Source organism: Pseudaeromonas pectinilytica, assembly GCF_054780855.1.
On record NZ_BAAGVN010000282.1, the window covers coordinates 1 to 6430 of the forward strand.

Genomic DNA, 6430 nt, shown 5'->3' on the forward strand with positions numbered 1-6430 from the left:
ACTGTTCGCCATCCAGCAGCATGCTGCGCGACTGAGCCGTGAAGCTATAGGTTTCGCTGGCCAGCTTTGTGCTCCGACGATAGCTCTTGATAGCAAACAGCCATTTATGACCGTTCATCAGTAGTTCGATATGTTTCAAACCGGAGGCATCGGGCCGCAAATAGTTCACTGATGTGCGGCCATACAAGTCCGCCGTCATCTCCCATGTATAGCTTTCAATGAGGAGGGTCACTTTGATGTTATCTGGCGCGAGGGCGATCCGCTCATCGCCAACCAGGGCAAAGCACTGAATAGAATTCATGATGTGATATGGCGCCTCTGCAGGGTCAATGGGTGGTTCGAGTTGGCCTATCTCGCCGCCGGAGTCATCGCCCCAGCTGGGATATCCGCCATGTGAGTACCAGGCTCCGGCGCCCCATCGGCCACGGCCTACGCCGTCACGCTCGGACAACTGGCCCAGCAGTGCGGTTTGCGGGGCGCTGTTGCGCGGGTAGATAGAGCGTGGGGTTATGTCGTGGTTAAAACTGAAATCGACTGCATTGGCCGCTGGGGCGGCATAGCCATCAGCAAACGATATGGATTGGCCGATGACCGGCAGCATGTGCAATGGTGGTGTCAGGTCATAACGTGGGTCAAAAGGCCGATCGCGCAAGTTCACTGACCAGCTGATATCCGCACCACGACGATCACACGCTGCCAGCATCTGCAGGTGCTGAGTGCCGATGACCGCAGGAATTGGAATTCCAGCTGACCATTGCGCCCCAATCCGAGTATCAAGCTGCCGAGCTGTCGCCCAGGAAGCCAACACCGGTAGCTTGGCGATGACGTTGGCCAGCCGCAGCTCTTCGCCCTGTCGTAGATCGGCATGGCCAGCCGCGCTCCACCCCAAGGATCCATCCCTGAATTGCGGCGATGCTAACTGCAGTCGCTCACCACGCCGCGCATCGCAGATGGCCATGCCGGTCATATGCTGGCTGCCAACCGCATCCAGTTCGCCCGCAGGTACCCACGCAGCCATTGCTCTGCGGCGCAGGCGCGGTACCCCGGGCGGTATCAATGGCCCATCCATCAGCATGACGCCGGTTAACCCAGGCAGCAAATGCGGTCGCGCAGGGCGGCGGCTGATGTTGAAATCAACGGCACTGGCCGGAGGTACTGAATAGGCCATCAGTGCTCCTCAACAATCGGCTGGATCAACCCATGCGCCTGGGCCTGAATGTACTGTCTTGCTTTAAACGTGGCCGTTCCGATGATGGCCGTCACGCCCTCGCCCGCCCACCATATCGGCTCATCAGTCGGACCTGTTCCGCCGGAGACGCACTCATACTGCCAGCCGCTCCAGGCTCGCGGGTAAATCACAGTGCCTTGCTGGTAGATGGCATCAGGCGCCCACTCGGTACCGAGATCATCCAGCATGATCGCAATTACCGGTGCAGAATTATCTGTCCAAATAAAATCAAAGATTCCATCGGTGGTTGATGTCGCTTCCCCGAGTAGCTCTGTAGTGGATGATATTAATACGATGTCTCGTGTTGATGGTTCACCATCTATCGTCACTGTCCCATGGATTAAGTACCGACTTGAGGTGTTTGCCCAATCCGGAACATCTGAATTTACTAGGTTCCATGGTGGAAATGGATATAACGACGCATCGCTATCTGCTTGGATGCCTTTTAGTGGATAAAGGTAGGCTGTCATACCGGTAGACCTGTTACGCTATCGTAAAGCACTGGCGTAACCATATGGGCACACGGAGAATAAACCGGTTTCGGGTCGAATGACGCACCACCACTGACCAACGCCGAGTTAATAGGCCAATCAGCTGGCGCTGTTGACGCCGATATGCCTGCTATTCCACAGACATACCGATAGCCATTAGGTGATGACGGGTGGATAACATCACCAACGACATAGGATTTATTGGCAGAAAATTTATTCCCATACTTGTCTGAATGAATGACATAGACATGGTCTGTGTAGCCACCACAGTCGATTGAATACGCACCATCAACCTCATTACTTTCTGTCTCGGATATCAGGTAAAAATCTACCGGATGATGAGCTGTAATTCGGCGTTTTGCTGGAACTCCGCCGACTTTCACTATGCCCTTGACGGCCCAAAACTGGGTTATGTACGGAATGGTTCGTGGAATTAATCGGGGGTATGAATTACCATCAACCACCCAAATTGATTTATCAAAACTTGAATAAATGGCTGGGTCATATGGGTTTGATAATGTATCAACCCTAGTAAGACCACTTACCGTTACGCCAATGCTAAACGAGTTTGATGAGCCAGTTGTCGAATCAGCAACAAACTTCGATATTGAATTGATAAATTTTATTGTGTTTGCTGAATTAGTGGATCTATTTGAATACAGAATGACATTAACTACAGTCAGACGTCCAGATTCAAATAGACGAGCATATGTATTTGCCCTATCAAATGTAACCTCACCATTTTTTATGGTGAAATTACAATCAAACCCCCCCATCCCGTAAGCTGTGGATGTGTTTGTTGTCAGAATTTTTAGTTTGTGCCCTAAGCAATCCAAAGTGAAAACAATAGGATTCGGTAGGTCTGAATATACAATTCTGTCGCTTTCTGACATTTCCACATCACATGCCAAAACTGCATAAATCCCTTTGTTGGCATCAGTCGTAAATAACTGCTTGATTCCAGCAACAGAGTTAATTACATACGGTTCAGTCTCCGTGCCTTTCCCTTTTACATATGCGCCCATTTATCACCCCATAATCGGTTCAATTACAATTTGTCGGCGGTCTGGCCGCGCCGGATCCCAGGCTACGGCCATCAGTGGGCCATCCACATCAGTCTCGAATGACCAGACTCCATCCGCCGCAGTGACCGTAGTGCCCAGCACATAGCGGCCAATAGCGGGCGGCTCGGAGCCTGGGATAAGCCCCTTGGTGCGCGTCATGATGACTACCGGGCAACCGGCAACCGGCTGCCCCTGGCTATCGATGGCTCGATAGTTCAGCGTTCTGGCCATCAGTCCGCATCCCCATACTGCATGTACTCGAACCGGTCATCCGGATGCGTGGCCACGCCGATGCTGACACACCGCAACATCCAGACCGGCGCTAGAGCAGAACGAGTGGAGAAGCGCACCACGTTGCCGGTTGCCCATCCTCCCGACCACCCGCCCTTGCGAAGAATGAAATATGGGGTGCCTGTATTGGGGTTGCTGGGCATCAAATCTGAACTGATGTTGCTGCTGGCAATCAGACCTCGATCGCGGGAGACCACATCAAACGTGGTCGGGCTGCTGAATTTGATCAGCCACTCGTCATCCACAGTCGACTGGTTGCTGACCTCAATGGGGTAGTCAATGGCGTTGTAGTCGGCCAGCAACTCCGGGCCAACCGGAGAATCCGTCCAGTTCGGGTTGTTGGCATCCCACGACTGCTGAGTAAACAGATCGCTCCAGCTGGCGTAGCGATCCCCCTGCGGGATGTAGGAGCTGACGTAGCTGCTACCGGCCGGATAATCCTGTGCCAGCGGGATGGCTAGCGTCAGATCACCATTCGGCTGCACATCCTGCACCAGGCTGCGGTGCTCGATGCGATGGTGCAGTGTCAGCGGCGGCACCAGCGCCGCGCCTGCAGCAGTGATGAGTGACAACGGGCTGGCCATAGTGACGATGCCGGTATCACGGTTTTCGGCGTACTGATTAACCGCCAATTTGCTGCCAGCAGAATCGGTGACCCAAACCTCGGCCAGATAGTCGCGGCCGCAATCAATCACCTGGTTGGCAGTCGGGGTGCCGATGTCGATGGTAGCGGTATGGCCGATGACCACGCCGACCCCATCTTGATAGATCGGCACCTTGCCATCCGGAGGCAGGCGCACCGGGTCAATGCCGATGGCATCAGAGTCAAGTGGGATGGCTGTCAGGATAGTCGTCGTGTATTTCAGGCTGCCCGCTTCAATGGGCTCCGAGAACGACATAGAAATCAGCCCCATAGAGATATCTGCTTTCCCGCTACCCAGCAGGCCACTCAGCTCCCCAGTCCCCGAGTCACTGGATGAATAGACCATGCCTTTAGCGGTGGTGCCCTTAATCTCCAAGGCTCCAGACTTGAGGGGTGCCCCTGGGGTTTTCCAAATCGCCTTGGTGATATATGGCAAAGCGACCAACGCCACACCAGCATTAATCAGGATGTTCCCGGTAACGCCCTTGGCATCGCTGATCACCACACGGCTAGCCTCCAGCTCGACACGTCCCACACGGCTACCGGCCCCGGTTCGGCTGTCCGGGTTCTTCCACAAGATACCGTCGCGTTCGATGTAGATATTGCCGCCATCTGTGAACATCAGGCTACCAGAGACAAGATTCTTGGCCGCCAGGGAGAACGAGAGCTCCGGCATATTTACAGTAATGCTATCGACTACTCCTGCCGCCTCGTTGCTCGGCAAGCCTTCCATCGTTCCAGCGCCACCGTTCAACTCGGTGGCGGTGATGGTCTCTTTTTGCAGCTGCATCGCCAGACCATTGAACACATAGCTAGACACGGTATAGGTGTATTCCTTGGCCCATGAGAACGAGCCGGTACCAGCCGCGTAATCGATAGTGCCGACCTGCACCCCGTCCCGCAGCAGCTTGCCAGTGCCATCATCCGTCAGGGTGATCGTCACAGTCTCCGGTGAGCCGGTCGAGGTGCGGCGCCGTAGCGGATACCGCACCAACGTCTTGCCTGGTGACAGCGGAGCCCCAGCACTGAAGGTTGCCATGGTGGCGGCATCATTCGGGATGGTCACGTTGGCCAGGCGGTACGGACCCCGAGTATAGGCAACATGGTACACGCCATCGTCTGGGAGCCCGGTGGGAACAAATGTGGCGGATTTACCGGCGTAGCTAACAGAGCCTGCGCCGGTCAGATCTCCCGCGAGCACCCCGCTGCCGTTATCAGTAACGGTTTTGCTCTGGCCTCCTGAGGTCCATGTGATTGCTAATGTTCCCGGCTGCGGCACATAAGGCAGTGCCAGCTCCTGCTTTTTGGCAACCGTGATGGCGCCAGCCAGAGGCGTGTACTCCAGGGCCCCGATCGGCAGGAACATCAGCACTATGCTGGTTTCGGCATCCGGCAGCGAACTGAACGTAGCCGATATGGTGCCGCTCGCGGTAACCGTTCCGGTGCCGGCTCCGGTCAAGCGGCCGGTACCGTCATCCTGGATCAGTTGCCACTTGCCAAGGCTGCGGTACCAGATCACCACGGATCCCGCTTCAGGCGGGTTATAGGGATAGGACCAATTCCAACTGAAGGTGCGGTTGGCCACAGTGACTTCCTTCTCGACACTCACTGCCGCGCCAATCATGCGGGCGGCTGGGGTGTAGGCAATCTGGGCCCCACTGGTGAACACGTTGGTCTTGCGATAGGCGTCAATCTGTCCGGACTCATAGGACAGGGTGATCTGGCTGAAATTATCCGCGCCAGAAACGAATTTGAAACTACCTGAGCCATCATCCTTATAAACGCCACCATCGATGGTCAGCACAGCCCCCCGCATCGGGATGCGCGGCATAAACGCCCGCGACTGATTACCGGCGACCAGTGCAAAGGTTAACGCCGCCGAGGTGGCTGGGCCAGATGCTGCTAACTGAGCGAGATCGGAGAGGGCCTGCTGCTCGATGACGTTGGTCTCGGAGTAGGCACTGGGTACGATCGGCTTGTAAACATCCTTGACGCGGACCGATGCGCTACCCGCCACTGCTGCCTGCGCCAGTGCCGACACGCCGTAGAACTGGGCGGTATCTGCTACGTTGGTGAAGTAAACCTTGGCGGCTGGTGTATCGCCGCTGACTAAGGTCCCAGTCGGATATGGAACCCCGCCGATGAGGTTAATCCGCAGCTTGCCAGCCAACTTGATAGTGAGCTGACGACGGGTAACTGTTTCAAAAGAGCCTCCCCTTTCATAGGTGAATTGGCGGATCTCGGCATCGTAACTCTTGATCTTGACGTAGTCGGTGGCGACGACAGCACCGGTTTTATCCAGCTGCTTGAGGAACAGGGTAGAGCCCAGCTCGGGCAACTGCTCCTTGGTCTCTTGATACAGCAGGATGGTGCGCTGGCCCGCGTACTGGTCACCGAGCAAATAGAGGTTGCTGAACACGCCAGGCACTAAATAGGCTTCAATGCGTGCTCGGGCCTCAGCACGGGTATCCGTGGGGGTACCCGGCAGGCAGACCACATTGATATGGGCATCCTCAGCATCGCGGGTAACGGCAAAGTGGCTCCCCTGATAAGACTCCGCGGTCGCGGTGCGTACAGCACAGAAAACCTTGGTCAGGTTGGTGCGACCCTCGGTGCGATCCCGGCGCGAGGTCTTTTGAAAAATGGCGTTGAGCGTATTGTCCGGGATTGTTCTACCGGTCGGGCGCCCGCCGCCGGACGCCTCATCGGTCAT

The 6430-nt window shown here is 55.7% G+C and carries 5 protein-coding genes; all 5 read right to left on the bottom strand.

Annotation, left to right across the window (positions count from 1 at the left end):
* A partial coding sequence (locus ACYVG7_RS11410; protein WP_460883233.1) for a hypothetical protein occupies positions 1–1168 on the bottom strand: 1168 nt, incomplete at its 3' end.
* Positions 1168–1698 carry a hypothetical protein gene (locus ACYVG7_RS11415; protein WP_460883234.1) on the bottom strand — a complete coding sequence of 177 codons (531 nt, stop codon included), beginning with the start codon at positions 1696–1698 and terminating at the stop codon, positions 1168–1170. The genes ACYVG7_RS11410 and ACYVG7_RS11415, both read right to left, overlap by 1 nt.
* Positions 1695–2744: a hypothetical protein gene (locus tag ACYVG7_RS11420; protein WP_460883235.1), complete on the bottom strand. Its 1050-nt coding sequence runs from the start codon at positions 2742–2744 to the stop codon at positions 1695–1697. The genes ACYVG7_RS11415 and ACYVG7_RS11420 overlap by 4 nt, the downstream gene beginning before the upstream one ends.
* Before the next feature lie 3 nt (positions 2745–2747).
* The gene (locus tag ACYVG7_RS11425) at positions 2748–3014 is read right to left on the bottom strand and encodes a hypothetical protein (protein WP_460883236.1); all 267 of its coding nucleotides are present in this window, start codon (positions 3012–3014) and stop codon (positions 2748–2750) included.
* Positions 3014–6430 (bottom strand): hypothetical protein (locus ACYVG7_RS11430; RefSeq protein ID WP_460883237.1); only part of this gene is annotated, 3417 nt, incomplete at its 5' end. The genes ACYVG7_RS11425 and ACYVG7_RS11430, both read right to left, overlap by 1 nt.